We start from the raw sequence: 25,936 nt of genomic DNA, 5'->3' as shown, positions 1-25,936 counted from the left end.
TCGAAACCCGCCTCGCCTTGCAGGAGCCCTTGTCATGGCCGCCCCCGCCTTTCCTCCCTTACGCCTGCGGTTTGCAACCGCCGCAACGCTGCTCGGTATGCTCGGGCTGGCCGGCTGCCAGACGGGCGGCCACCAGGACAGCGTGCCACCGACCAGCGGCGTGCAGCCACTCAAGGGCCTGGCGCAAAACGTCTCGGTGCGCCGCAACGCGATGGGCGCGCCGCTGATCGAAAGCAGCAGCTTCCATGATGCGCTGTTCAGTCTGGGCTATGTGCACGCCGGCGACCGCATCGAACAGATGGTTGCCATGCGCCTGCTCGCCCAGGGTCGCCTGGCCGAACTGGCCGGCAGCGACGCGCTGGACATCGACCGCCTGATGCGCGCTGCCAACCTCAAGCAGAGCGCCGCCCAGCAATACGCCGACGCATCGCCACGGCTCAAGCGCTTCTTCGAAGTGTATGCACGCGGGGTCAACGCCTACCTGTTCCGCTACCGCGACAAGTTGCCGGCCGGTCTGGCCAACAGTGGCTATCGCCCCGAATACTGGAAGCCTGAGGACTCGGCGCTGATCTTCTGCCTGTACGCGTTCAGCCAGTCGGTGAACCTGCAGGAAGAACTGAGCGCCCTGACCCTGGCAGAGAAGGCCGGCAGTGACAAACTGGCCTGGCTGCTGCCCGGCGCCCCGGATGAGCCACTGGCTCAAGGCGAAGTGGACAAGCTCAAGGGCCTGAACCTGGCCAGCCAGCTGCCGGGCCTTCACGCACTGGCGGCCGCCAGCCAGAAACTGGCCGACCTTGGCCTGCTCGGCAGCCCGGGCTCGGCCAACCTGGCGCTGGGGCCGCAGCGCAGCCGCAGTGGCAAGAGCCTGCTGGCCAGCGACAGCCGTGCCGCCTGGGCCCTGAGCCCGGTGCAAATCCACACTGGCAAGTACCAGGTCGCCGGCCTGTCGTTTCCCGGCCTGCCAATCGTGCTGGCCGGCTACAACGGCAAGCTGGCCTGGAGCAGCAGCGCCGTGATGGCCGACAACCAGGACTTGTACCTGGAGCAACTGCGACGTCAGGGCAACCAGCTGAGTTACCTGGCCGATGGCAAATGGCTGCCGGCCCGCGCCCGTAGCGAAACTTTCTTTGTCCGTGGCCAGCGCCCGCTGCGCGAGGTGATGTACGACACCCGCCACGGCACCCTGCTGGCCCAACCCGACAACGCCGGCCTGGGCCTGGCGCTGAACCTGCCGCAGTTCAAGGGCGACCGCAGCCTGGATGCGCTGTTTGACCTGACCCGGGCCAAGAACGTGGAGCGCGCCTTCGACAGTACCCGTGAAGTGACTGCTGCTGCCCTCAATTTCGTCTTCGCCGAACCTGAACACATCGGCTGGCAGGTCAGCGGCCGCTACCCCAATCGCCGTGAAGGCCAGGGCCTGCTGCCCTCGCCCGGCTGGGACGGGCGCTATGACTGGGACGGCTATGCCGACCCGATGCTGCACCCCTACGACCAGGACCCACCTGCCGGCTGGATCGGCCACGCCAACCAGCGCAGCCTGCCGCGAGGCTATGGCATGCAGCTGTCCAGCACCTGGTATTACCCGGAACGCGCTGAGCGCCTGGCCCAGCTGGCCGGCAATGGCCGCCACGACAGCCGCAGCCTGATGGCAATGCAGAACGACCAGGTGACCCTGCTGGCCGGCAAGCTCAAGCAGATGTTCGATGCCCCCGGCATGGCCCAGCCACTGAAGCAGGCGATCGATGCGCTGCCCGCCGCCCAGCGCGACAAGGCCAAAGGTGCGCTGGCCCGGCTCAAGGCGTTCGACGGCCGTCTAAGCACGGTGTCGGCTGATGCAGCGCTGTATGAGCTGTTCCTTCAGGAAGTGGCACGACAGACGTTCCTCGACGACCTTGGCCCGGAGTCCGGCCCGGCCTGGCAGGCCTTCGTCAACAATGCACGGTTGTCCTTCTCGGCGCAGGCCGATCACTTGCTCGGTCGCGATGACAGCCCGTTCTGGGATGACCGCAGCACCCCGCAGAAAGAAGACAAGCCCACCATCCTCGCCCGCAGCCTGGCTGGCGCGGTGGATGCCGGCACCGCACAACTGGGCGCAGACCGCCGCGCCTGGCAGTGGGGCAAGCTGCACCAATACCGCTGGCCGGCACCGGCCTATCATGGTTTGGGCGATGCCACCAGCCGTTCGCCGCTGGCGGCAGGCGGCGACCTCACTACCCTGGCACTCACGCCGTACGCCTGGGGCAGCGACTTCGACACCCGCCTGCCGGCCTCGGCGCGGATGATCGTCGACTTCGGCCAGGCCGAACCTTTGCAGGTGCTGACCAGCAGCGGGCAGTCGGGCAACCCGGCCAGCGCACATTACAGTGACGGGCTGGATGCGTGGTTCAAAGGGCGCTTCATGAACCTGCCGCTACAGCCGCAGAATTTTGGCAGGGCATATGGCAACCCGCGGCTCACGTTGGTGCCCGGCAAATAAACGCCATCGCCTTTTTCGGGGCTGCTTGGCAGCCCCAACCATTCTCGGTCGAACTTCCTCTCTCCAGCATGGCTCCTAACTGGTAACTCCAAACCGGCGCCCATGCCATGGACCTCGTCATCGCCCGCCCCGAAGGCCTCTACTGCCCGCCCGGTGATTTCTACATAGACCCTTGGCGGCCCGTGGACCGCGCCGTGATCACCCATGGCCACGGTGACCATGCACGCACCGGCAATGGCCATTATCTGACCGCCAGCCCCGGCGCCGGCATCCTGCGTAGCCGCCTGGGCCAAGACATCAACTTGCAGACCCTGCCTTACGGCGAGCGCCTGGTACACCACGGCGTGACCCTGAGCCTGCACCCGGCCGGGCATGTGCTGGGCTCGGCGCAGGTGCGCCTGGAGCATCAGGGCCAAGTCTGGGTCGCCTCAGGTGACTATAAGGTTGAGCCCGATGCCACCTGTACACCCTTCGAACCGGTGCCGTGCCACACCTTCATCACCGAATCCACTTTTGGCCTGCCAATCTACCGCTGGCCCAGCCAGGCCGACATCTTCGCCGGCATCAATGCCTGGTGGCGGGCCAACAGCGAACAGGGCAAGGCCAGCGTGCTATTTTGCTATGCCTTCGGCAAGGCCCAGCGGATTCTGCATGGGCTGGACCCCAGCCTCGGCCCGATCCTCGTTCATGGCGCCGTCGAACCCCTCAACCGGGTATACCGGGACGCCGGCGTACACCTGCCAGAAACGCGCTATGCCGGCGATATACCGCGCAACGACCCTTTGCTGCGCCAGGCGCTGGTCCTGGCGCCCCCCTCGGCCAGCGGCAGCAGCTGGATGCGCCGCTTCGGCGACTACAGCGATGCGTTCGCCAGTGGCTGGATGCTGCTGCGCGGCACCCGCCGGCGCCGCGGCGTAGACCGGGGCTTCGTGCTCTCGGACCATGCCGACTGGCCCGGCCTGCTGTGGGCCATCGGCCAGACGGGCGCCGAACGGGTGATGGTCACCCACGGCTCGGTCAACGTGCTGGTGCGCTACCTCAACGAGCAAGGCCTTGATGCCCGCGCCTTCGCCACCGAATACGGCGACGAGGACGACGTTATCACTACCGAACCCACACTATGAAAGCCTTCGCCACGTTGTACCTGCGCCTGGATGCGACCACTTCCAGCAACGCCAAGCTAGAGGCGCTGCGCGAGTATTTCGCCAGTGCTCCCGCCGCAGATGCGGCCTGGGCCGTGTACTTTCTGGCCGGCGGACGCCCACGCCAGCTGGTGCCCACTCGCCTGTTGCGCGAACAGGCAATGGCCAGGGCCGGGTTACCGGACTGGCTCTTCGAAGAAAGTTATCAGGCAGTGGGTGACCTGGCCGAAACCATTTCGCTGTTGTTGCCCATCCATGCCGAGGGCAGCGATGAAGGCCTTGCCACCTGGGTGGAGCAGTACTTGCTGCCCCTGCGCGGGCTACCACCAGAGCAGGCTCAACAGCGCCTGCAGCCGCTGTGGGCGCAGCTGGACCGCCCCAGCCTGATGCTGTGCCTGAAACTGATCACTGGCAGTTTTCGCGTAGGCGTGTCCAAGCTGCTGGTCACCCGTGCCCTGGCGCAACTGGCCGGGCTGGACGCCAAACGCGTCGCCCAGCGGATGGTCGGCTACACCGATATCAGCCACCGCCCCACGCCCGCCAGCTATGAAAAGCTGATTGCCGCCGAGTCGGCCGATGAACACAGCCAGCGCGGCGGCCTGCCCTACCCGTTCTTCCTGGCGCACCCGCTGCAAGCGCCAACCGAACAGTTCGACGCACTGCTCGGGCCACCAAGCGCCTGGCAAATCGAGTGGAAATGGGACGGTATCCGCGCGCAAGTGGTCAAACGAGAAGGCCAGCTGTGGGTCTGGTCGCGTGGTGAGGAGCTGGTCACTGATCGCTTCCCCGAGCTGCACAGCCTGGCGCAGACGTTACCCGACGGCGTCGTGCTGGATGGTGAAATCCTGGTATGGAAGCCAGGCGATACCCCCGCTGAACTGGCGGTACAGCCCTTTGCTTTGCTACAGCAGCGCATCGGCCGCAAGACGCTGGGCAAGAAATTGCTGAGCGATGCACCGGTGGTACTGCAAGCCTACGACCTGCTGGAGTGGCAAGGCGAGGACTGGCGCAACCGGACGCAGCACGAACGCCGCCGGCAGCTGGAACAGTTGGTACAAGACCACCCACTGGCCCCGGTGCTGCTTTCGCCCCTGCTCGAAGGCCCCGACTGGGCTGACCTCGCCCGCCAGCGCGAGCAATCACGCAGCCTGGGTGTCGAGGGCCTGATGCTCAAGCAGCGTGAAGCCCTGTACGGCGTGGGGCGCACCAAGGACATGGGCACCTGGTGGAAGTGGAAGATCGACCCGTTCAGCGTCGATGCCGTGCTGATCTACGCCCAGCGCGGCCACGGCCGGCGGGCCAGCCTGTACAGCGACTATACCTTTGCCGTGTGGGATGCACCGGCCGGCACACCGGGCCGCGCACTGGTGCCCTTTGCCAAGGCCTACTCCGGCCTCAGTGACGAAGAAATGCGCAAGGTCGACGCCATTATTCGCAAGACCACGGTGGAAACCTTCGGCCCGGTGCGCAGCGTGACGCCGACGCTGGTGTTCGAACTGGGCTTTGAAGGCATCGCTTTATCGAAGCGCCACAAAAGCGGCATCGCCGTGCGCTTTCCACGCATGCTGCGTTGGCGGCTGGACAAGCCGGTGGAAGAGGCGGATGACCTGGCAACCTTGCAGGCATTGCTGGCCTGAGGCAATTCTGGCCCGCGAAGAAGCCAGCGCGATCAACGGAGCGAAAGCGATGCAGGCGCAAGGCCAAAAATTATGCTTCTATCTTTGAGCCGACCCGTGTCGCAGACCGTATTCGCCACGCATCCAGGACCGCCATGCACCATTCAACCCACGACCTGCTCTCACCCGTTCCGGGCATCACCCGCCAACTGCACAGCTTTCACTTCGGCCCCCGTGGTGGCGGCAAGGTCTATATCCAGGCCTCGCTGCACGCCGACGAGCTGCCAGGCATGCTGGTGGCCTGGCACCTCAAACACCGCTTGATGGCACTTGAACAACAGGGCCGCCTGCAGCGTGAAATCGTCCTGGTACCGGTGGCCAACCCGGTCGGCCTGGAACAAGTGCTGCTGGATGCGCCACTGGGGCGCTTCGAACTGCAAAGCGGCGAAAACTTCAACCGCAACTTCGTCGACCTGTCGGACACCATTGGCGACCAGATCGAAACACACCTGACTCAGGACCCGGTGCATAACGTTGCGCTGATTCGCGAATACCTGCGCCGAGGGCTGGAGGCACACCCGGCCCGCACGCCCCTGCAGGCCCAGCGCCTGATCCTGCAGCGCCTGGCCTGCGACGCCGACATGGTGCTGGACCTGCATTGCGATTTCGAGGCGGTCGAGCACCTGTACACCACGCCCGACGCCTGGCAGCAGATCGAGCCGCTGGCCCGCTACCTGGGCGCCCAGGCCAGCCTGCTGGCCACCGACTCGGGCGGGCAGTCGTTCGACGAATGCTTCAGCCTGGTCTGGTGGCAGTTGCAGCAACGCTTCGGCAAGCGCTTCCCTATCCCGCTGGGCTGCTGCTCGGTGACTGTCGAACTGCGTGGCCAGGCCGATGTCAGCCATGACCTGGCCAGCCAGGATTGCCAGGCGATAATCGACTTCCTGACCCACGCGGGTGTTATCGAGGGCACCAGCCCCGCCTTGCCGGCCTTGCTCAACCCCGCCACTGCGCTGGCTGCTGTCGAGCCGGTGTCGACGCCACTGGGCGGTTTGCTGGTGTATCACGCCAAACCAGGGCAGCACCTGGAAGCCGGTCAGTTGATCGCAGAAATCATCGACCCGCTCAGCGACCGGGTGACCGCCGTACGCAACAGCCAGCCAGGCCTGTTGTACGCCCGCAGCGTGCGGCGCATGGCAACCGCGGGCATGGTCATCGCCCATGTGGCCGGCGAGCAGGTATGCCGCAGCGGCTATCTGCTGGGCAACTGATTCGGTAAAACCATTGCCACTGGCGGCTGGTCTGTAGAAGCACAACCTTGGACGGACCACTGCCTCATGCCCACCGCCACTGACCTTGCCAATGCCTGGTTCGCCAAACGCGGCTGGAAGCCGTTCGCTTTCCAGCGACGTGTCTGGGCAGCCGTGGAACGTGGCGAGTCTGGCCTGTTACATGCCAGTACCGGCGCAGGCAAGACCTACGCGGTATGGCTCGCCGCGCTACGTGCGTTCAAGGCCCTGCCACAGGGCCGCCAACCTGTACCTCTGCAGGTGGTATGGGTGACACCCATGCGAGCCCTGGCCGCCGACACTGCCCGTGCCTTGCAAGCGCCCGTTGATGAGCTCGAGCTGCCCTGGAGCATAGGGGTGCGCAGCGGCGACACTGGCAGCGCCGAACGCGCCCGGCAAGCACGGCGCCTGCCCAGTGTACTGGTGACCACCCCCGAAAGCCTCACCTTGCTATTGACCCGGGCACAGGCCCGCGAAGACTTCGCCACGCTGCGCCTGGTGGTGGTGGATGAATGGCACGAACTGCTGGGCAACAAACGCGGGGTACAACTGCAGCTGGCCCTCGCCCGCCTGCGCCGGTGGCACCCCGGGCTGCCCACCTGGGGTCTCTCTGCCACGCTGGGCAACCTGCAACACGCGTTGGAGGTACTCCTGCCACAAGGTGGCCTGCTGGTGCAGGGCCGCCAGGACAAGGCGCTGCAGGTTGATACCCTGCTGCCGGCGGCGATTGACCGCTTCCCCTGGGCCGGGCACATGGGCCTCAAGATGCTCGAGCAGGTCAGCCATGAGATCGACGCCAGTGCCAGTTGCCTGGTATTTACCAACACCCGTGCCCAGGCCGAACTGTGGTACCAGGCCCTGCTTGACGCCCGCCCCGATTGGGCCGGGCTGATTGCCCTGCACCATGCCTCGCTCGCCCGGGACACCCGTGACTGGGTCGAGCGCAGCCTCAAGCAGGGCAGCCTGAAGGCAGTGGTCTGTACGTCCAGCCTGGACCTTGGCGTGGACTTTTTACCGGTGGAGCGGGTGCTGCAGATCGGCTCGGCCAAGGGTATTGCCCGCCTGATGCAGCGGGCCGGTCGCTCCGGTCATGCACCGGGGCGTCGCTCGCGAATAACCCTGGTGCCTACTCACAGCCTGGAACTGGTGGAAGCAGCAGCAGCCCGCCAGGCACTGGCAGCCGGGCACATTGAAGCGCGCTTCTCGCCACGCCTGTGCATGGACGTCCTGGTGCAGCACCTGGTCAGCATGGCCTTGGGCAGTGGTTTTCGCGCAGAACAATTGCTGTCCGAAGTGCGCAGCACCTGGGCGTTCGCCGAGTTGCGCGACAACCAGTGGCAATGGGCATTGGACTTCGTCTGCCACGGCGGAGGCTCACTCAGCGCCTACCCTGATTACCAGCGTGTTGAACGCCAGGAGGACGGCACCTATCGCGTGGCCAGTGAACGCCTGGCGCGCCGTCACCGCATGGGCATCGGCACCATTGTCAGTGATGCCCACCTGCAGTTGAAATACTGGAGCAAGGGCGGCGGGGGCAAAACGCTGGGCAGTGTCGAAGAAGCGTTCATCGCCCGCCTGCGCCCGGGCGATACGCTGGTATTTGGCGGGCGAGTGCTGGAACTGGTACGGGTGGAAAACATGACGGCCTATGTGCGTCGCAGTACTGCGCGCAAGGCTGCGGTGGCGCGCTGGAATGGCGGGCGCATGCCGCTCTCCAGCGAACTGGCCGACGCGCTGGTTGAACAACTCGATGCCGCAGCCCATGAGCGCTTCGAGGGCCCAGAGATGCGCGCGGTGCGCCCGCTGCTGGCGCTACAGGCTCAATGGTCGGCGTTGCCCACGACAGGCACGCTGCTGGCCGAGACGTTCAAATCCCGCCAGGGTTGGCACCTGTTCCTTTACCCGTTTGCCGGGCGCATGGCCAATCTGGGCCTGGCCAACCTGATTGCGTGGCGGGTCAGCCGCGTGCAGCCGCTGTCGGTATCGATTGCCGTCAACGATTATGGGTTCGAGCTGCTCAGCCCTGGCACCGTGGACTGGGCAGCGTACTTGCCACAGGCGCTTGCTACCGAACACCTGCTGGAGGATGTATTGGCCAGCCTGAATGCGGGAGAAATGGCGTTGCGGCGTTTTCGTGAGATCGCCCAGATCGCCGGGCTGGTTTTTGGCGGGTACCCGGCAGCACAGAAAAGTACCCGGCAGATCCAGGCATCCAGTGGGCTGTTCTACGAGGTTTTCCGCAAGCATGACGCTGACAACCTGCTACTGGGCCAGGCGCGGGACGAGGTGCTGAGAGAGGAGCTGGAAATTGACCGGCTGCATCAGCAATTGCTGAAAATGGGCAGCCTGCGCTTGGACCTGCGTATGTTGAAGCGGCCGGGACCGTTGGCATTTGCGTTGCTCGTGGAAGGCATGCGCGAGACGCTGAGCACCGAAAAACTGGCGGACCGTATTGCGCGAATGGTGGCTGAGCTGGAAAGCGCTGCGTCAATGGGCCCGACTGAACCATGAATCATCAGCCCATCACCCTCTGTGGCCAAACGCTCTGGCTGCTCCCCGACAAAGCCATCTACTGGCCTGCCCGCCGCGCTCTGCTGGTAGCAGACGTGCACATCGGCAAGGCCGCCAGCTACCGCGCCCTCCATCAGCCGGTACCACGCGGCACCACACAGGCCACACTCGCGCGGCTTGATAGCCTGCTGGTGGCTTATGACTGTGAGCTGCTGATCATTCTGGGCGATTTTCTGCATGCCCGAACGGCACGCGCCCCGGCGACACTGGCCAAGGTGCATGATTGGCGGGAACGGCATGCAAATCTGCAAATAGTCCTGATACGCGGCAACCATGATCGCAACGCAGGCGATCCCCCCGCTTCGCTGCGCATTGAAGTGCAAGATGAACCTTGGCTACTGGAACCGTTCGCGCTACAGCACGAACCTCAACCACACCCCACCCATCCGGTGCTGGCAGGCCATGTTCACCCGGTCTTCGTCCTGCGCGGCAAGGCTCGCCAACGACTGCGCCTGCCTTGCTTCCTGATCGATGCCCGCGTGAGCCTGCTGCCGGCATTTGGTGAATTCACCGGTGGCTGGGAAATTACGCCAGCCGACGCCAGCAAGATCTACCTGTCTGGCGCGGGGCGCGTCTGGCCGGTGTAAATGCGCTCAGGCGACAGGCGCCGGAGGCGGCTCGTCAGGCAAGGTGGGTTCGCCTGGCTCCGTAAGAGGTGTATCGCCTGGCTGCGGGGGCTGTGGCGTATCGGGACCAGGCTGGTGCGGCACGCCCCCCGCCTGCATCGGCAGCGGGTGCGCCAGCAGTGACCAGGGCAACAACCCGACGTGGTTGGGCTGCAGGCCTGCCAGCTTGGCACTGATTGCGGGATGGAGTTTCATTGGCTGCTCCTGACGTAAGCCGATGCGCATCATGCGCATCGGCATTACAGCGTTGGAGTGCCAAAGCCACGGGTAATTCCCCGCGTTTGTCGGTTCAGGTACGTGGCAGGGTAACGCCGCGCTGGCCTTGGTATTTGCCGCCACGGTCCTTGTAGGACACTTCACACTCTTCGTCCGACTGCAGGAACAGCATCTGTGCCACGCCTTCGTTGGCGTAGATTTTCGCCGGCAGCGTGGTGGTGTTGGAGAACTCCAGCGTCACGTGGCCCTCCCACTCGGGCTCGAGCGGGGTGACGTTGACGATGATGCCGCAGCGGGCGTAGGTGCTCTTGCCCAGGCAGATGGTCAGCACGTCACGCGGAATGCGGAAATACTCGACGGTGCGGGCCAGGGCGAAGGAGTTCGGCGGGATGATGCACACGTCGCTCTTGATATCGACAAAGCTGCCGGCGTCGAAGTTTTTGGGGTCGACGGTGGCCGAATTGATATTGGTGAAAACCTTGAATTCGTCGGCGCAGCGCACGTCGTAGCCGTAGCTGGAAACACCGAAGGAAATGACCCGGCTGTCCTGTTCGCCGCGCACCTGGCGCTCGACGAACGGTTCGATCATGCCGTGTTCCTGCGCCATGCGGCGAATCCACTTGTCCGATTTGATGCTCATGGCGGGGGTGTCCTGAAGAGTTGCGTGGTAAAAATCGTGAGGCGCATCTTACCGGTCCCGGCGCGCAGGTTAAAGTTCTATGCCGCATCCCGCGCCGGGCGGAGGCTGCAGCCGCCGTCGATCCGAATTTGCCTAAAGCTTCTCCAGACCATTGGCAGGTTGCGGAAAGTGGGGTAAGGTGACGCCACTGTGCTGCACGTGACACCGAGAATCTCTAGTTTGATGCACGATCCTGATCGGCCCATCGCTGAATTTTCTGCTCTCTTTGCGCTCAGTCCCGGGCAGGGTTTTTCCTGACCGTTATTAAATTGTCCAAGGAGACAGAAAAATGTCCAATCGCCAATCCGGTACCGTTAAGTGGTTCAACGATGAGAAAGGCTACGGCTTCATCACCCCTCAGTCGGGTGACGACCTGTTCGTGCACTTCAAAGCCATCCAAGCTGACGGCTTCAAAACCCTGAAAGAAGGCCAGGCTGTTACTTTCGTCGCTACCCGCGGCCAGAAAGGCATGCAGGCTGAAGAAGTTCAGATCGCCTAAGTCGATCTCGCTTCCTAGCTTTCAAAAAAACCCGCCTTCTGGCGGGTTTTTTTATGCCTGTGCAGGAGCGGCCTTGTGTCGCGAAAGGGGTGCGAAGCACCCCCAAGATAGGTGATCCAACCACATATTGCCGGGGCCGCTTTGCGGCCCTTTCGCGGCACAAGGCCGCTCCCACAGGAAATGCGTCAGTCTTCGCTGATGGTAATGCTCGGCATCGCCGGTGCGGCTGCTTCCTGCAGTACGATGCGTGCACCCACCTGGCGGGCCAGTTCCTGATAGACCATGGCAATCTGGCTTTCCGGCTCGGCAATCGCCGTGGGCTTACCGCTGTCGGCCTGCTCGCGGATCAGCATCGACAACGGCAGCGAGGCCAGCAGGTCGACGCCATACTGGCTCGCCAGCTTCTCACCACCGCCTTCGCCGAACAGATGCTCGGCATGACCACAGTTTGAACAGATATGCACGGCCATGTTCTCGACCACGCCGAGCACCGGGATGTTGACCTTGCGGAACATCTCCACGCCCTTCTTGGCATCCAGCAACGCCAGGTCCTGCGGAGTGGTGACGATCACAGAGCCGGCCACCGGCACTTTCTGCGCCAGCGTCAGCTGGATATCGCCGGTACCCGGCGGCATGTCGATCACCAGGTAATCCAGGTCGTCCCAGGCGGTTTGAGTCACCAGTTGCAGCAGCGCACCGGAGACCATCGGGCCTCGCCAGACCATCGGCGTATTGTCGTCGGTGAGGAACGCCATGGACATGACTTCCACACCATGAGCCTTGATCGGCACAAACCACTTCTGGTCACGGATCTGTGGGCGGGTGCCTTCAGCAATACCGAACATCACGCCCTGGCTTGGGCCGTAGATGTCGGCATCGAGAATACCCACCCGCGCGCCTTCGCGGGCCAAGGCCAAGGCCAGGTTGGCCGCGGTGGTCGACTTGCCCACCCCACCCTTGCCCGAGGCCACGGCGACGATGTTCTTGACGTTGGCCATGGCCGGTACCTGGGCCTGGGCCTTGTGCGCGGCCACCTGGCAATCGATCGACACCTGGGCGCTGCTGACGCCCTCGAGGTTGCCGATGGCGGTCTGCAGCACCTGGGCCCAGCCGTTCTTGAACAGCCCGGCGGCATACCCCAACTGCAACTGCACGCTGACCTGACCGCCCTGGATATCGATGGCGCGCACGCAACCGGCGCTGACCGGGTCCTGGTTCAGATAGGGGTCGGTGTACTGGCGAAGCACGCCTTCAACGGCGGCACGGGTGACGGCACTCATGGAGACTCCCATTGGCAAACTTGATGTAGAACAGGCGCCTATCCTAACCCGTCAATCGTCAGCAGATGCGCATGCGGGGTGAAATATCTTCGCCAGCCCTTTATAGTGGCCGATCATCCTTATTTTTACCCCGTCGCCAGATAAGTAGCCGAGCCACCATGTCCGAGCCACGTCAGATTCTCGTCACCAGCGCCTTGCCCTATGCCAATGGATCCATCCATCTTGGCCATATGCTCGAGTACATCCAGACAGACATGTGGGTACGCTTCCAGAAAATGCGCGGCAACCAGTGTATCTACGTGTGCGCCGACGACGCCCACGGCTCGGCCATCATGCTGCGTGCCGAAAAGGAAGGCATCACGCCGGAACAGCTGATCGCCAACGTCCAGGCCGAGCACAGCGGCGACTTCGCCGACTTTTTGGTGGAGTTCGACAACTTCCACTCCACCCACAGCGAAGAAAACCGCGAACTGTCGAGCCTGATCTACACGCGCCTGCGTGAAGCCGGGCACATCGCCACCCGTTCGGTAACCCAGTACTTCGACCCGGAAAAGGGCATGTTCCTGGCCGACCGCTTCATCAAGGGCACCTGCCCCAAGTGCGCGGCCGAAGACCAGTACGGCGACAACTGTGAAAAATGCGGCGCGACCTACGCGCCCACCGAGCTGAAGAACCCCAAGTCGGCGATTTCCGGGGCCACCCCGGTACTGCGTGATTCACAGCACTTCTTCTTCAAGCTGCCAGACTTCCAGGCGATGCTGCAGCAGTGGACCCGCAGCGGCACCCTGCAGGACGCCGTGGCCAACAAACTCGCCGAATGGCTGGACTCCGGCCTGCAGGAGTGGGATATCTCCCGTGACGCGCCGTACTTCGGCTTCGAAATCCCGGGCGAACCAGGCAAGTACTTCTACGTATGGCTGGACGCGCCAATCGGCTACATGGCCAGCTTCAAGAACCTGTGCGCACGCCGCCCCGAGCTGGACTTCGACGCCTTCTGGAAAGAAGACTCCAAGGCCGAGCTGTACCATTTCATCGGCAAGGACATCGTCAACTTCCACGCCCTGTTCTGGCCCGCCATGCTCGAAGGCGCCGGTTTCCGCAAGCCGACTGCGGTCAACGTGCACGGCTACCTGACCGTAAACGGCGCCAAGATGTCCAAGTCCCGCGGCACCTTCATCAAGGCCCGCACCTACCTTGACCACCTGCAGCCGGAATACCTGCGTTACTACTACGCAGCCAAGCTGGGCCGTGGCGTCGACGACCTGGACCTGAACCTGGAAGACTTCGTGCAGAAGGTCAACTCCGACCTGGTGGGCAAGGTGGTCAACATCGCCAGCCGCTGCGCCGGCTTCATCCACAAAGGCAATGAAGGCGTGATGGTGGCCGGCGATGCCGCACCGGAGCTGACCGAGGCCTTCCTGGCCGCTGCCCCGTCGATTGCCGAAGCCTACGAAGGCCGCGATTTTGGCCGCGCCATGCGCGAGATCATGGCGCTGGCCGACCGCGCCAACGCCTGGATCGCCGACAAAGCACCGTGGTCGCTGGCCAAGCAGGAAGGCAAGCAGGATGAAGTGCAGGCCATCTGCGCCCAGGGCATCAACCTGTTCCGTCAGCTGGTGATTTTCCTCAAGCCAGTGCTGCCCGTGCTGGCTGCCGACGCCGAGGCTTTCCTCAACGTTGCCCCGCTGGCCTGGAACGACCACCAGTCGCGCCTGGAAAACCACCAGCTGAACCCGTTCAAGGCACTGATGAGCCGCATCGAACCGGCCAAGGTCGAAGCCATGGTCGCAGCCAGCAAGGAGGACCTGCTGGCCGCCGAAGCCAAGGCCCCGGCGGGTAACGGCGAGCTGAGCAAGGACCCACTGTCGGCAGAAATCGAATTCGACACCTTCGCTGCCGTTGACCTGCGCGTGGCACTGATCGTCAAGGCCGAAGCGGTGGCAGGTGCCGACAAGCTGCTGCAACTGACCCTGGACATCGGTGACGAGCGCCGTAACGTGTTCTCCGGTATCAAGTCGGCTTACCCTGACCCGTCCAAGCTGGAAGGCCGCCTGACCATGATGGTAGCCAACCTCAAGCCACGGAAGATGCGCTTTGGCGTGTCCGAAGGCATGGTCATGGCGGCCGGCCCTGGCGGTGAAGAAATCTACCTGCTGAGCCCGGACAGCGGCGCCAAGCCAGGCCAGCGCATCAAGTAACAGCCCTGCCCCGGCCTTTGTGCCGGGGCAGTTCCCTCTGCGCCTTGATTGCCGGACAATCACCATGATTCCCGGCTATCGTCATCTCATGAGCGACTACATCCTGGTCCTGATCAGCGCCGCGCTGGTCAATCACCTGTGCCTGCTGCAACCATCAGTCTCCAGGCTGCACCTGCATGTGCATGGCCTGGCCTGCGCGCTATGCATTGCGCTGGGCGTGATCGGTGCTCAGTTGCTGGTGCGAGGGGTGCTTGCTCCATTGCACATCCACGACCTTGCCCTTTTCGTATTGTTGCCCTGGCTGGCGCTGCTCGCCTGGGGCGTGCCATGGCTGCTGGCCAAATGGCGCCCGAACTGGCCCGTAACGGGGTTGCCAGCACTGCTCTTGAGTAACAGCGCAGCGTTGGGGCTGGCGCTGCGGCTGGCCAGCGACGACAGCACCTGGCCAGCCACACTCCTGCTAGGCCTGCTGGGCGGTGGCGGCTTCTGGCTGGCGCTGGCCTTGCTCGCCGACCTGCGCCAGCGCAGTGCCCATGCCGATATCCCCGGCGTACTGCGCGGCCTGCCCATCGAATTGATCGGTGCCGGGGTAATGGCCATGGCGTTTTCCGGTTTCAATGGGTTGTTTGCGCAATGAATACCAGCCCTGACCCGCGACTACGCACCAGCATGGGCCTGGTCTTGCTGGCCTGCGTACCTGGCCTGCTGACGCTGCTGTGGCTCCATGGCTGGGGTTTTCTGGTGAACCTGTTGCTCTGCACCAGCGCCGCCTTGCTGTGCGAAACCCTGCTGCTGGCAATGCGCGGGCAAGCACTGAAGCCGGCGTTAGACGACTGCAGCGCTCTGGTGACCGCTGTGTTGCTGGCGTGCGCACTTCCTACCCTGGCGCCATGGTGGTTGCCGGTGGTCGCCACAAGCGTTGCCATCGGTATCGGCAAACAGGCCTTTGGCGGTGTCGGCCGCAACCTGTTCAACCCGGCCATGGTCGGTTATGCCTTTGTACTGCTGAGCTTCCCGTTGCACATGAACCATTGGCCGGGGCCTGCACCGGGCCTGATGGAAAGCCTGCAGCAGGCATTTGCGGGTAGCGAGCACATTGATGCCTGGGCCAGCCCTACGCTGCTCGATGGCCTGCGCCACAACCGCAGCCTCACCATTGATGAGCTATTCGCCAGTCACCCAGGTTTTGGCAGTATTGGCGGGAGGGAAAGCGAATGGGCCAACCTGGCGTTCCTGCTCGGCGGCCTGTTCCTGCTGCAGCGCAAGGTGATCAGCTGGCATGCGCCCGCGGGCTTGCTGGCAGGGCTGTTCGTGTTCAGTTTGTTGGGCTGGAACGGTTCGGGGTCGGATTCCAATGGCTCACCTTTGCTGCACCTGTTCTCCGGGTCGACCATGCTGGCGGCGTTCTTCATTGCCACCGAGCCCGTCTCCGGCCCAAAAAATGAGTGGGCCAAGCTGGGCTTCGGCTTAGGAGCAGGGCTGCTGATCTACCTGATTCGCACTTGGGGCAGCTACCCGGATGGCACAGCTTTCGCCATCCTGCTGATGAACCTCATGGCACCGAGCCTTGAGCGCCTGGCCCTGCTGCATCAGCAGGCCACCCGATGAGCCGCCTGGCGCGGGATGCAGGCCTGCTGCTGCTAACCGTGGCACTGGCTGTGTCTGTCACGCTGGCATGGCGACAATGGACCAGTACTGCCGTCGCCAGCGCCGAGAAGCAACTGCAAAGCCGCCAGCGGCTGGCGGTGCTGCCTGAAGGCAGTTACGACAACCAGCCACTGGACACCCCCCTGGCCATGCCCGCCGCACAGCGGCCAAACAGTCGTATCCTGGCAGCTTACCGCGCAACGCGAGCAGGCGAGCCAACCGCCATCATCCTGATCACCCAAGCCCAAGGGTATGCCGGGCCGATCGTGCTGAGCATTGCCATCGGCACAGACGGCCGCCTGATCGGTAGCCAAGTGGTCGAGCAGCAGGAAACCCCAGGGTTGGGCGCACGCCTGGGAGACCCGCAGGTGCACTGGTTGGGGCAGTTTGCCAACCGTCAGCTGGGCGACCACTGGGCGCTGAAGCGGGACCACGGTGACTTTGACCAACTGGCCGGCGCAACCGTGACTTCACGGGCAGTGATCACAGCGTTGCAGGAAGGCCTGAGCTATTTCGATGAGCAGCGCAACTTGCTGCTGGAGGCCCCCACGCATGAATAGCGTCTACTGGCTGGCCGCAAGCCTTGTGCCCGTGCTTGGCGCCACCGGCTCACTGCGAGAGGGCGCCGCCATTGGCGTGTGCGCGATACTGATGAGCACGCTGCACCAATTACTGCTGGCACCCTTGCGCCAGCGGCTGGCCACCTGGGCGTACATGCTGGCAAGCCTGCTGCTGTTGGCCGCCCTGGCCAGTTGCCTGCAACTGGCCCTGCGTGCGTGGCTACTGCCACTGGCCATTGCCCTGGGCCACTATCCTGCGCTGCTTTGCCTGCAATGCCTGGTTTACGACCACCTGCTACCCAGCCAGGGGCGCTGGCGCCTGCTGGTCAGGCACCTTGGTGCCATGCTTGCCATCTGCCTGCTGCTCGGTGCCAGCCGCCAAGGGTTGGCCCAGTTGGCCGGCCTGCACCTGGCCAGCCTGGCCCCCGGCGCACTGCTACTGCTCGGACTGCTGCTGGCCTTGTACAATCGCCTGCGTCCGGGCCCCGCCCACCCACGTCGTCAAGGAAAGCGCTGATTTCATGAATGCCGCCAAACGCCTGGAGATCTTTCGCAGGCTGCACGAAGACAACCCCGACCCGAAGACCGAACTGGCCTACACCACGCCGTTCGAACTGCTGGTCGCCGTGACGCTGTCCGCGCAATCCACCGACGTCGGCGTCAACAAGGCCACCGCCCGCCTGTTCCCTGTCGCCAACACCCCGGAGGCCATCTATGCCCTGGGCGTTGAGGGCCTGAGCGAATACATCAAGACCATCGGGCTTTACAACAGCAAGGCCAAGAACGTCATCGAAGCCTGCCGCATGCTGATAGAGCAGCACGGCAGCCAGGTGCCGCAGACCCGCGAAGCCCTGGAGGCACTGCCCGGCGTTGGCCGCAAGACCGCCAACGTGGTGCTCAATACTGCATTCCGCCAACCAACCATGGCCGTGGATACCCATATCTTCCGGGTCAGCAACCGCACAGGCATTGCGCCAGGCAAGACGGTGCTGGAGGTAGAGAAGAAACTGGTCAAGTTCGTGCCAAAGGATTACCTGCTCGATGCCCATCACTGGTTGATCCTGCACGGGCGCTATGTCTGCCAGGCACGCAAGCCAAGGTGTGGCAGTTGCCGGATCGAGGACTTGTGCGAATACAAGCATAAGACCAGCGACGATTGAGCCGATAGCTTGAAACCACTCGAGCGATTGAAAAAATCTTTTTTACCGGCGTCTGCTTTCTGGTTATAAGGACGGCCAATGGCCCCTTGGCTTGGAGCGACTCATGAGCACCGATAAAGACGAACTGTCGATCGAAGATGATTTTGTTGCCACAGAAGATGAAGCGGAACCCCAGGTGGAGATCGCCAAGACCAACCTGAGCAAACGCCGCACCATCGACAATATGCTGGAAGAACGGCGCCTGCAAAAGCAGCTGGCCGATTTCGACTACGACCTGTAGTGCGGCTGCGGAGCACTGGCAAAGCCTCCTGAATGGAGGCTTTGCGGGCCGGCAGTCAGTTGAGCCCTTGCCGCTGCGCCAGCTCGATCAGGTCAACCAGCGACCGCGCATTGAGCTTTAGCAACAGGCGGGACTTGTAGGTGCTGACCGTCTTGTTGCTGAGGAACATGCTGTCGGCAATTTCCTTGTTCGAGCGCCCCCGCGCCAGCTGTTGCAACACCGTCATCTCGCGCGCCGAGAGACGGTTTACCATATCCGTCTCGCTCCCCCCTCCCCTGCCACGCGACGCATGGAGGGCCTGATTGGGGAAGTAGCTGTAACCCGACAACACGGCCTTGATAGCGCTCAGGAGCTCGGTGAGTTCCTGCTGCTTGCAGACGTAACCCGATGCCCCCGCCTGCATGCAGCGCATCGAGAAGTTGCCGGGAGCCTGCGACGTCAGCACCAGCACCTTGCTGCCTGGGCTGAAAGTGGCCATGCGCGCAATAACCTCCAGGCCATCCAGCCTGGGGATTCCAATGTCGAGCACCACGATATCCGGCAAGTGTTGCCGAGTGAGTTGCAGTGCAGCCACCCCATTGTCGGTCTCCGCCACGACGTCGTACCCATGCCGCTCCATCAGCATGCGCACGGCCAGGCGTATGACCGGATGATCATCCACGATAAGCACTTTATTCATGCGATATCCATTGATTCATTATTTTTGCTTTGGCACGCCACGATAACCGACAGGGCGCCCGATGGCGCGGCGAATTCTCGGCGAAACTCATGAGCAGATGAAACCTACATAAGTTAGAGAAATTTCCTACAAATAACGGCGATAGTTGTAACAACTAAAATCTTTATTCCCAAACTGACGGTAGCATTGGGCTGCAGGTGCGCACCAGTTGAAAACTGACGCTCAATTGAAGAAAGAGCCAATTCGAAAAAGGTGAAAAGTCGGAGCTATCAGGCTATTTGGCGATTATTCCTCGCCCGGAAATCAATCCGGTATTTAGTTGAGCGCAACGGTAGGTAAAGATGGCTAAAACTGCTGGAGACGGCCCAAATGACCCAAGCACAACCTGTCGCCCCGCTGACGATCATTGCCATCTTCGCGGGGATAATCGAAGCCTCTGCCCTTGCCACACTTCCGTTTCTTAGCGAGTCTAGCCAGAAGCTCTACACCTGGTTTCTGGTGGGTTTCCCATTCTTTCTGACTGCGCTGTTCTTCCTGACGCTCAATTTCAACTACAAGTCGTTCTACAGTCCATCATCCGACAGGGCGGCGAACGGCACCACGCTGGCTGAAAATAGCGTGGCCACGCCTGCAATGGCCGACGGTGCCCGCGAAGCAGTTCAAGGGGAGCCTGTCACATTCATGTTTTCCGGCCCCGACGCCAATCGCATGATGGAGCAGCAACTGCTTTCTGCACTTGCCCAACCTCCCCTACCGGCGCGAACCTGGCGCTTTTGCAACCTGGACAGACGTCAATGTGCGCAGCTGTCCATCAGTGCACTTGATGGCCACGTCGTGAACGACGAGCACTGAATGCCCAAACTTTTCTGAGCACATAAAAAACCCCGGCCTAAGCCGGGGTTTTCAAGACACGCGCCAGCAATCAGAGCAGCGAACGGCCCTTGTTGGCAGCAATGCGCATGCGCAAAGCGTTCAGCTTGATAAAGCCGGCAGCGTCCGCCTGGTTGTACGCGCCGCCATCTTCTTCGAAGGTGGCGATGTTGGCATCGAACAGCGAGTCGTCCGACTTGCGGCCGACCACGGTGACGTTGCCCTTGTACAGCTTCAGGCGCACTACGCCATTCACGTTGACCTGGGAGGCGTCGATCATCTGCTGCAGCATCAGACGCTCCGGGCTCCACCAGTAACCGGTGTAGATCAGGCTGGCGTACTTCGGCATCAGCTCATCTTTCAGGTGAGCGACTTCGCGGTCCAGGGTGATCGACTCGATGGCACGGTGGGCCTTGAGCATGATGGTACCGCCAGGGGTCTCGTAGCAGCCACGCGACTTCATGCCGACGTAACGGTTCTCGACGATGTCCAGGCGGCCGATGCCGTTGGCACCACCGATACGGTTCAGATCGGCCAGAACGGTGGCTGGGCTCTTGTCGACGCCGTCGATGGCAACGATGTCACCGTTACGGTAGGTCAGCTCGATGTAGGTGGCCTGGTCCGGGGCATTCTCAGGCGAGACGCTCCAGCGCCACATGTCTTCTTCGTGCTCGGTCCAGGTATCTTCCAGGACACCGCCTTCGTAGGAGATGTGCAGCAGGTTGGCGTCCATCGAGTACGGCGACTTCTTCTTGCCGTGGCGCTCGATCGGAATGCCATGCTTTTCGGCGTAGTCCATCAGTTTTTCGCGGGACAGCAGGTCCCACTCACGCCACGGGGCGATAACCTTGACGCCTGGTTTCAGGGCGTATGCACCCAGTTCGAAACGAACCTGGTCGTTGCCTTTGCCAGTAGCGCCATGGGAAATGGCGTCAGCGCCGGTTTCGTTGGCGATTTCGATCAGGCGCTTGGCGATCAGCGGGCGGGCAATGGAAGTACCCAGCAGGTACTCACCTTCGTAGACGGTGTTGGCGCGGAACATCGGGAACACGAAATCACGCACGAACTCTTCGCGCAGATCGTCGATGTAAATCTCTTTAACACCCATTGCCTGGGCCTTGGCACGGGCCGGCTCGACCTCTTCGCCCTGACCCAGGTCAGCGGTGAAGGTCACCACTTCGCAGTTATAGGTATCCTGCAGCCACTTGAGAATCACCGAAGTATCAAGGCCGCCGGAATACGCCAGTACGACCTTTTTTACGTCCGCCATGCCATCACTCCACGGGGTTGTACGGAAAGGGGTCGATTCTAACGGCCTTGCGGAAAAATTTACAGTGGGGCGACAGCTTCTGACGACAAAGCGACAAGAACTGTCGGAAGGGCGACGGGGGTATGCATGACCATCTCACAGGCGCTGGAAATGTCGTGGCAAACACCTGAAGGCCCCCCCCGATCTCAGGGTGCCTTCGCCCCCGGCGCGGCAGCAGCCGGGTTGGCTGGTGCTGGGGCGGCAGGCGCCGCTGGCTCAGCCGGTTTTTCCACAGGTTTCTCAACCACCGAAACCCGATCCAGCTCGATGTTTACCCGGCGATTGCGTGCCCGGTTGGCCGCACTGTTGTTCTTCACCAACGGGTACTGCTCGCCATGGAAGCGCACCGTGATCTGTTCTTCAGTCAATCCATGGGCCTTGAAGTAATCAGCAACAGCCAGCGCACGACGGCGCGACAGGTCTCGGTTGGTCAGGCGGTTGCCACTGTTGTCGGAGTGGCCGTCGAGCTCGATGTGGTTCACCGTCGGGTCAGCTTTGATGTAATCCAGGATCACATCCAGCCGTGCACGCGCCGACGCGTCCAGCTCGGTGCCGCCCCCGGGGAAACCCACCTGGGTCTGGCGCACCTGATCATAATTCATAGGCAGCAGCTTGCCGGCACAGACCAGATAGTCGCTGTAGGCCTTGGCGAAGCTGACCGGCAGAACGCGTACCTCAATTGGCCTTCCGGCCTCACCGGTGTAGTTGCGCACCACTGTGCTACGCCCGTCGAGCAAGCCGTTGATCAGGCGGCTGGCCTGGCCTTGGGAAGAACTGAACAGCACACCGGTGCGGGCCATCCGCACGTTGCCCAGGTTGATATCACCCCGCCCAGGCTGCCACGGCGCCGCCGCCGCCAGCAGGCTGGCTGTACCTGCACCCAGTACATTGTTGTCCGAACGTAGCTGAAAAACGGGCTGTTCACCTGCCCGACGCACGAACTCACCGCTACCAAAACCTTCTATCGGCTGGATCAGACGGCACTCGAACGGGTCGCCCTCGACCTTCCAGGCAATATTTTCCATGCGCGTCTGAAAAGTCAGTGCACCGGCCGGCAGGCTGGCGAACAGGGTCAACAGGGTGAGGTAACGCTGGCGCACGGGCGGCTCCACAAATTCTGACGGCTTACCTGCAGGCTATCGGACGCCGGCCGGAAAACTTGATAGCCGTGCTCGCCCCAGGCTTTTCCGGTAGCATTGGGGCTTGAGTTCGACCCGCCTGGAATCCCCAATGTCCGATCGCCTGACCCTCCTGCGCCCCGACGACTGGCACATCCATCTGCGCGATGGTGCCGTCCTGCCCCACACCGTTGGCGACGTGGCGCGCACTTTTGCCCGTGCCATCATCATGCCAAACCTGGTTCCTCCGGTGCGTAATGCCGACGAGGCCAGTGCCTACCGTGAGCGCATCCTGGCCGCCCGCCCTGCCGGCAGCCGCTTCGAGCCGCTGATGGTGCTGTACCTCACCGACCGCACCAGCCCCGAGGATGTCCGCGCGGCCAAGGCCAGCGGCATCGTGTACGCCGCCAAACTGTACCCGGCCGGCGCCACTACCAACTCCGACTCGGGCGTGACCAGCATCGACAACATCTTCCCGGCCATCGAGGCGCTGGCGGAAGTCGGCATGCCACTGTTGGTGCATGGCGAAGTGACCCGCAGCGAGATCGACGTGTTCGACCGCGAGAAGCGCTTCATTGACGAGCACATGCGTCGTCTGGTCGAGCGCTTCCCGACGCTGAAAGTGGTGTTCGAACACATCACCACCGGCGATGCCGCTCAGTTCGTCACCGAGGCCCCGGCCAACGTCGGCGCGACCATCACTGCACAGCACCTGCTGTACAACCGCAACCACATGCTGGTTGGCGGCATTCGCCCGCACTTCTACTGCCTGCCGATCCTCAAGCGCAACACCCATCAGGTGGCGCTGCTGGACGCGGCCACCAGCGGCAACCCGAAGTTCTTCCTGGGCACCGACTCGGCACCGCACGCCCGTCACGCCAAGGAAGCCGCCTGCGGGTGCGCCGGTTGCTACACCGCATACGCGGCCATCGAAATGTACGCCGAAGCGTTCGAACAGCGTAACGCGCTGGACAAGCTCGAAGGCTTTGCCAGCTTGCACGGTCCTGCCTTCTACGGCCTGCCAGCGAACACCGACACCATTACCCTGGTGCGTGAAGAATGGACCGCCCCGGACAGCCTGCCGTTTGGCGAGCAGACCGTGATCCCGCTGCGCGCCGGTGAAAAACTACGTTGGCGCCTGCTGGAGGAAAACGCGTGAGCGAAGACCTCTACGAAGACGACATGGACACCCAGGGCAGCAGCGGTTCGCGCCACCCGATGGCCGAGCGCTTCCGCGGCTACCTGCCGGTGGTGGTGGATGTGGAGACTGGTGGTTTCAACAGCGCCACCGATGCGCTGCTGGAAATTGCCGCCGTCACGATCGGCATGGACGAGAAAGGCTTCCTGTTCCCCGAGCACACCTACTTCCACCGAGTGGAACCGTTCGAGGGCGCCAATATCGAAGCCGCCGCGCTGGAGTTCACCGGCATCAAGCTGGACCACCCGCTGCGCATGGCTGTTAGCGAGGAAAGCGCGCTGACCGATATCTTCCGCGGTGTACGCAAGGCACTCAAGGCCAATGGCTGCAAGCGGGCGATCCTGGTCGGCCACAACAGCAGCTTCGACCTGGGCTTCCTCAATGCGGCGGTGGCGCGCAACGACCTGAAGCGCAATCCGTTCCACCCGTTTTCGAGCTTCGACACCGCTACCCTCGCGGGCTTGGCGTATGGCCAGACCGTGCTGGCGCGTGCCTGCCAGAGCGCGGACATCGACTTCGACGGGCGTGAGGCGCACTCGGCGCGTTATGACACCGAGAAGACGGCCGAGCTGTTCTGCGGCATCGTCAACCGCTGGAAAGAGATGGGCGGCTGGCGCGACTTCAACGATTGAGCTGCAAAAGCATTCGCGGGCATGCCCGCTCCCACAGGTTCACCTTTGCCGTCAGGCATGCAGAGAATCGGAGGGAGCGGGCGCGCCCGTGAAGAGGCCGGCACAGAACGGCATAAAAAAACCGGCCAACGAGGGCCGGTTTTTTTTATGCGAGCGGCAATTACAGCTTGCCGGCGTTCTCGCTCAGGTAGGCAGCAACGCCTTCTGGCGAAGCGTTCATGCCTTTGTCGCCTTTTTTCCAGTTGGCAGGGCAGACTTCGCCGTGCTCTTCGTGGAACTGCAGGGCGTCGACCAAGCGCAGCAGCTCGTCCATGTTACGGCCCAGTGGCAGGTCGTTGATGATCTGCGAGCGTACAACACCGTTGGTGTCGATCAGGAAGGCGCCACGGAAGGCCACGCCGCCTTCGGACTCTACGTCGTAGGCTTTGCAGATTTCGTGGGTCATGTCGGCAGCCAGGGTGTACTTCACCTGACCGATGCCGCCGTTGTTGACCGGGGTGTTACGCCAGGCGTTGTGAGTGAAGTGCGAGTCGATCGACACGCCGATCACTTCGACATTGCGCGCCTGGAAGTCAGGGATGCGGTTGTCCAGGGCGATCAGCTCGGACGGGCAGACGAAGGTGAAGTCCAGCGGGTAGAAGAACACCAGGCCGTACTTGCCCTTGATGGCCGAAGCCAGGTTGAAGCTGTCGACGATCTCGCCATTGCCCAGCACGGCTGGAACGGTGAAATCGGGGGCTTTCTTACCAACGAGTACGCTCATTGTAATCTCCTGATGAGGGTGAAAAACCGTTTGCCGGGCCAGACGGGCTTGCCCGACATCCAACAAAGGCCGACCATCATACACGGCTTCTGATGACAGGCCGAATCCATCAGGCAGACAACCACCGGTCGCTCAAGCACGGCCTTTTTAGAAAGCACTTTGACAAGCATTCTCATTCACATTAAGCTCCCATCCATCGACTCAACCCGCGATGGTCAGCCCTTATGTATGTGTGTCTTTGTGTCGGCGTCACCGACGGACAGATCCGCGATGCGATCTATGAAGGATGCTGCAGTTACAAGGAAGTGCGAGCCGCGACCAATGTCGCAAGCCAGTGTGGCAAATGCGCCTGCCTGGCCAAGGAAGTGGTCCGCGAGACCCTGACCGAGCTGCAGGTCAGCCAGGCAGCCCTGCCCTACCCCGTGGAATTTACCGCAGCCTGAAAGCCCCTGATTCCAAGAACCGGACCCTGTGTCCGGTTTTTTTATGCCTTAAATTCAATAAGTTAGCGCTCCAACGCGGTTCACAAACATTCTTATTCCTATTAATTTTCACTTATTATTCAATAACTTAGGTTTGACACTCTTAAGTATCGGGCTCAAACTTCACTGTATTGGCACACTTCTACAGGGCAGGAACCCGAAATGAAAGGCGACGTAAGCGTCATCCAGCATCTCAACAAGATCCTCGGAAACGAGCTGGTCGCGATCAACCAGTACTTCCTGCACGCACGCATGTATGAAGATTGGGGCCTGAACAAACTCGGCAAGCACGAGTACAAGGAATCCATCGATGAGATGAAGCACGCTGACAAATTGATCAAGCGTATTCTCTTCCTTGAAGGCATCCCCAACGTTCAGGACCTGGGTAAGCTGCTGATCGGCGAGCACACCAAGGAAATGCTCGAGTGCGACCTGAAGCTCGAAAAGAAAGGCTTGGCCGACCTGAAGGCAGCCATTGCCCATTGCGAAACCGCTGGCGACTTCGGCTCGCGTGACATGCTCGAAGATATCCTCGAATCCGAGGAAGAGCATATCGACTGGCTGGAAACCCAACTGGGTCTGATCGACAAGATCGGCATCGAAAATTATCTGCAGTCGCAGATGGGCGAAGAGTAAATATTCGCCC

The 25,936-nt window shown here is 62.3% G+C and carries 26 protein-coding genes; 19 read left to right on the top strand and 7 right to left on the bottom strand.

Annotation, left to right across the window (positions count from 1 at the left end):
• The first annotated feature begins 34 nt into the window (after window positions 1-34).
• The 6 genes from ACK1VC_RS14455 (at window position 35) to pdeM (ending at window position 9,681) form a co-directional block, all read left to right on the top strand.
• Window positions 35-2,476: a penicillin acylase family protein gene (locus ACK1VC_RS14455; RefSeq protein ID WP_191086904.1), complete on the top strand. Its 2,442-nt coding sequence runs from the start codon at window positions 35-37 to the stop codon at window positions 2,474-2,476.
• A gap of 107 nt (window positions 2,477-2,583) precedes the next feature.
• A complete protein-coding gene (locus tag ACK1VC_RS14450; RefSeq protein WP_016488759.1) occupies window positions 2,584-3,600 on the top strand; it encodes a ligase-associated DNA damage response exonuclease in 1,017 nt (338 codons plus the stop codon).
• On the top strand, window positions 3,597-5,255 hold the full coding sequence (locus tag ACK1VC_RS14445; RefSeq protein ID WP_191086905.1) for an ATP-dependent DNA ligase: 1,659 nt from the start codon (window positions 3,597-3,599) through the stop codon (window positions 5,253-5,255). The genes ACK1VC_RS14450 and ACK1VC_RS14445 overlap by 4 nt, the downstream gene beginning before the upstream one ends.
• Before the next feature lie 134 nt (window positions 5,256-5,389).
• Window positions 5,390-6,505: a succinylglutamate desuccinylase/aspartoacylase family protein gene (locus ACK1VC_RS14440; protein ID WP_024717445.1), complete on the top strand. Its 1,116-nt coding sequence runs from the start codon at window positions 5,390-5,392 to the stop codon at window positions 6,503-6,505.
• A gap of 66 nt (window positions 6,506-6,571) precedes the next feature.
• Window positions 6,572-9,034 carry a ligase-associated DNA damage response DEXH box helicase gene (locus tag ACK1VC_RS14435; RefSeq protein WP_060520026.1) on the top strand — a complete coding sequence of 821 codons (2,463 nt, stop codon included), beginning with the start codon at window positions 6,572-6,574 and terminating at the stop codon, window positions 9,032-9,034.
• Window positions 9,031-9,681, top strand: a complete 651-nt coding sequence (gene pdeM / locus ACK1VC_RS14430; protein WP_191086906.1) for a ligase-associated DNA damage response endonuclease PdeM — start codon at window positions 9,031-9,033, stop codon at window positions 9,679-9,681. Before ACK1VC_RS14435 ends, pdeM begins: the two co-directional genes overlap by 4 nt.
• Window positions 9,682-9,687: 6 nt before the next feature.
• Here the strand turns inward: pdeM and ACK1VC_RS14425 are convergent, their stop codons facing one another.
• Both ACK1VC_RS14425 and dcd read right to left on the bottom strand, forming a co-directional pair.
• Window positions 9,688-9,915: a hypothetical protein gene (locus tag ACK1VC_RS14425; protein ID WP_016488764.1), complete on the bottom strand. Its 228-nt coding sequence runs from the start codon at window positions 9,913-9,915 to the stop codon at window positions 9,688-9,690.
• Between the two features lie 94 nt (window positions 9,916-10,009).
• Window positions 10,010-10,576 carry a dCTP deaminase gene (dcd, locus tag ACK1VC_RS14420; protein WP_003258001.1) on the bottom strand — a complete coding sequence of 189 codons (567 nt, stop codon included), beginning with the start codon at window positions 10,574-10,576 and terminating at the stop codon, window positions 10,010-10,012.
• 328 nt (window positions 10,577-10,904) lie between these two features.
• Between dcd and ACK1VC_RS14415 the strand changes: the two genes are divergently transcribed.
• Complete coding sequence (locus ACK1VC_RS14415) at window positions 10,905-11,114, top strand: cold-shock protein (protein ID WP_016488765.1); 210 nt, start codon at window positions 10,905-10,907, stop codon at window positions 11,112-11,114.
• Window positions 11,115-11,299: 185 nt separating this feature from the next.
• Here the strand turns inward: ACK1VC_RS14415 and apbC are convergent, their stop codons facing one another.
• Window positions 11,300-12,394, bottom strand: coding sequence for an iron-sulfur cluster carrier protein ApbC (gene apbC / locus ACK1VC_RS14410; RefSeq protein WP_016488766.1), 1,095 nt, complete (start codon window positions 12,392-12,394; stop codon window positions 11,300-11,302).
• A 158-nt stretch (window positions 12,395-12,552) separates the two neighbouring features.
• Here apbC and metG point away from each other — a divergent pair, with 158 nt between their 5' ends.
• The 7 genes from metG to ACK1VC_RS14375 all read left to right on the top strand — a co-directional run bounded on the left by metG (window position 12,553) and on the right by ACK1VC_RS14375 (window position 18,239).
• Window positions 12,553-14,592: a methionine--tRNA ligase gene (gene metG, locus ACK1VC_RS14405; protein ID WP_060520022.1), complete on the top strand. Its 2,040-nt coding sequence runs from the start codon at window positions 12,553-12,555 to the stop codon at window positions 14,590-14,592.
• 88 nt (window positions 14,593-14,680) lie between these two features.
• Entirely contained in the window at window positions 14,681-15,229 is a 549-nt protein-coding gene (locus tag ACK1VC_RS14400; protein ID WP_060520019.1) for an Rnf-Nqr domain containing protein, read from the top strand.
• Window positions 15,226-16,200 (top strand): RnfABCDGE type electron transport complex subunit D, encoded by a 975-nt coding sequence (locus ACK1VC_RS14395; RefSeq protein WP_023048366.1) that lies wholly within the window; start codon window positions 15,226-15,228, stop codon window positions 16,198-16,200. The genes ACK1VC_RS14400 and ACK1VC_RS14395 overlap by 4 nt, the downstream gene beginning before the upstream one ends.
• A complete protein-coding gene (locus ACK1VC_RS14390; RefSeq protein WP_016488770.1) occupies window positions 16,197-16,799 on the top strand; it encodes an RnfABCDGE type electron transport complex subunit G in 603 nt (200 codons plus the stop codon). Before ACK1VC_RS14395 ends, ACK1VC_RS14390 begins: the two co-directional genes overlap by 4 nt.
• A complete protein-coding gene (locus ACK1VC_RS14385; RefSeq protein WP_191086907.1) occupies window positions 16,792-17,316 on the top strand; it encodes an Rnf-Nqr domain containing protein in 525 nt (174 codons plus the stop codon). The genes ACK1VC_RS14390 and ACK1VC_RS14385 overlap by 8 nt, the downstream gene beginning before the upstream one ends.
• Before the next feature lie 4 nt (window positions 17,317-17,320).
• A complete protein-coding gene (gene nth / locus ACK1VC_RS14380; RefSeq protein ID WP_016488772.1) occupies window positions 17,321-17,959 on the top strand; it encodes an endonuclease III in 639 nt (212 codons plus the stop codon).
• Window positions 17,960-18,062: 103 nt separating this feature from the next.
• A complete protein-coding gene (locus tag ACK1VC_RS14375; protein ID WP_016488773.1) occupies window positions 18,063-18,239 on the top strand; it encodes a PA3496 family putative envelope integrity protein in 177 nt (58 codons plus the stop codon).
• A 55-nt stretch (window positions 18,240-18,294) separates the two neighbouring features.
• Here the strand turns inward: ACK1VC_RS14375 and ACK1VC_RS14370 are convergent, their stop codons facing one another.
• Window positions 18,295-18,918: a response regulator transcription factor gene (locus ACK1VC_RS14370; protein ID WP_016488774.1), complete on the bottom strand. Its 624-nt coding sequence runs from the start codon at window positions 18,916-18,918 to the stop codon at window positions 18,295-18,297.
• A gap of 369 nt (window positions 18,919-19,287) precedes the next feature.
• Between ACK1VC_RS14370 and ACK1VC_RS14365 the strand changes: the two genes are divergently transcribed.
• A complete protein-coding gene (locus ACK1VC_RS14365) occupies window positions 19,288-19,770 on the top strand; it encodes a hypothetical protein (protein WP_016488775.1) in 483 nt (160 codons plus the stop codon).
• A 70-nt stretch (window positions 19,771-19,840) separates the two neighbouring features.
• Here the strand turns inward: ACK1VC_RS14365 and ACK1VC_RS14360 are convergent, their stop codons facing one another.
• Window positions 19,841-21,058 carry an argininosuccinate synthase gene (locus ACK1VC_RS14360; RefSeq protein WP_016488776.1) on the bottom strand — a complete coding sequence of 406 codons (1,218 nt, stop codon included), beginning with the start codon at window positions 21,056-21,058 and terminating at the stop codon, window positions 19,841-19,843.
• 185 nt (window positions 21,059-21,243) lie between these two features.
• Entirely contained in the window at window positions 21,244-22,197 is a 954-nt protein-coding gene (locus ACK1VC_RS14355) for a flagellar protein MotY (protein WP_016488777.1), read from the bottom strand.
• A gap of 130 nt (window positions 22,198-22,327) precedes the next feature.
• Between ACK1VC_RS14355 and pyrC the strand changes: the two genes are divergently transcribed.
• Both pyrC and rnt read left to right on the top strand, forming a co-directional pair.
• A complete protein-coding gene (gene pyrC, locus ACK1VC_RS14350; RefSeq protein ID WP_016488778.1) occupies window positions 22,328-23,374 on the top strand; it encodes a dihydroorotase in 1,047 nt (348 codons plus the stop codon).
• 23 nt (window positions 23,375-23,397) lie between these two features.
• Window positions 23,398-24,045, top strand: a complete 648-nt coding sequence (gene rnt, locus ACK1VC_RS14345) for a ribonuclease T (RefSeq protein ID WP_217435874.1) — start codon at window positions 23,398-23,400, stop codon at window positions 24,043-24,045.
• 160 nt (window positions 24,046-24,205) lie between these two features.
• Here the strand turns inward: rnt and ACK1VC_RS14340 are convergent, their stop codons facing one another.
• Window positions 24,206-24,808: a peroxiredoxin gene (locus tag ACK1VC_RS14340; RefSeq protein WP_012273884.1), complete on the bottom strand. Its 603-nt coding sequence runs from the start codon at window positions 24,806-24,808 to the stop codon at window positions 24,206-24,208.
• 224 nt (window positions 24,809-25,032) lie between these two features.
• Here ACK1VC_RS14340 and ACK1VC_RS14335 point away from each other — a divergent pair, with 224 nt between their 5' ends.
• Complete coding sequence (locus tag ACK1VC_RS14335) at window positions 25,033-25,251, top strand: bacterioferritin-associated ferredoxin (protein ID WP_016488781.1); 219 nt, start codon at window positions 25,033-25,035, stop codon at window positions 25,249-25,251.
• A gap of 201 nt (window positions 25,252-25,452) precedes the next feature.
• Entirely contained in the window at window positions 25,453-25,926 is a 474-nt protein-coding gene (bfr, locus tag ACK1VC_RS14330; RefSeq protein ID WP_016488782.1) for a bacterioferritin, read from the top strand.
• Window positions 25,927-25,936 lie beyond the last annotated feature (10 nt).

Source organism: Pseudomonas sp. XP2 (genome assembly GCF_053557975.1).
This window is presented reverse-complemented; position numbering and strand designations above follow the sequence as displayed.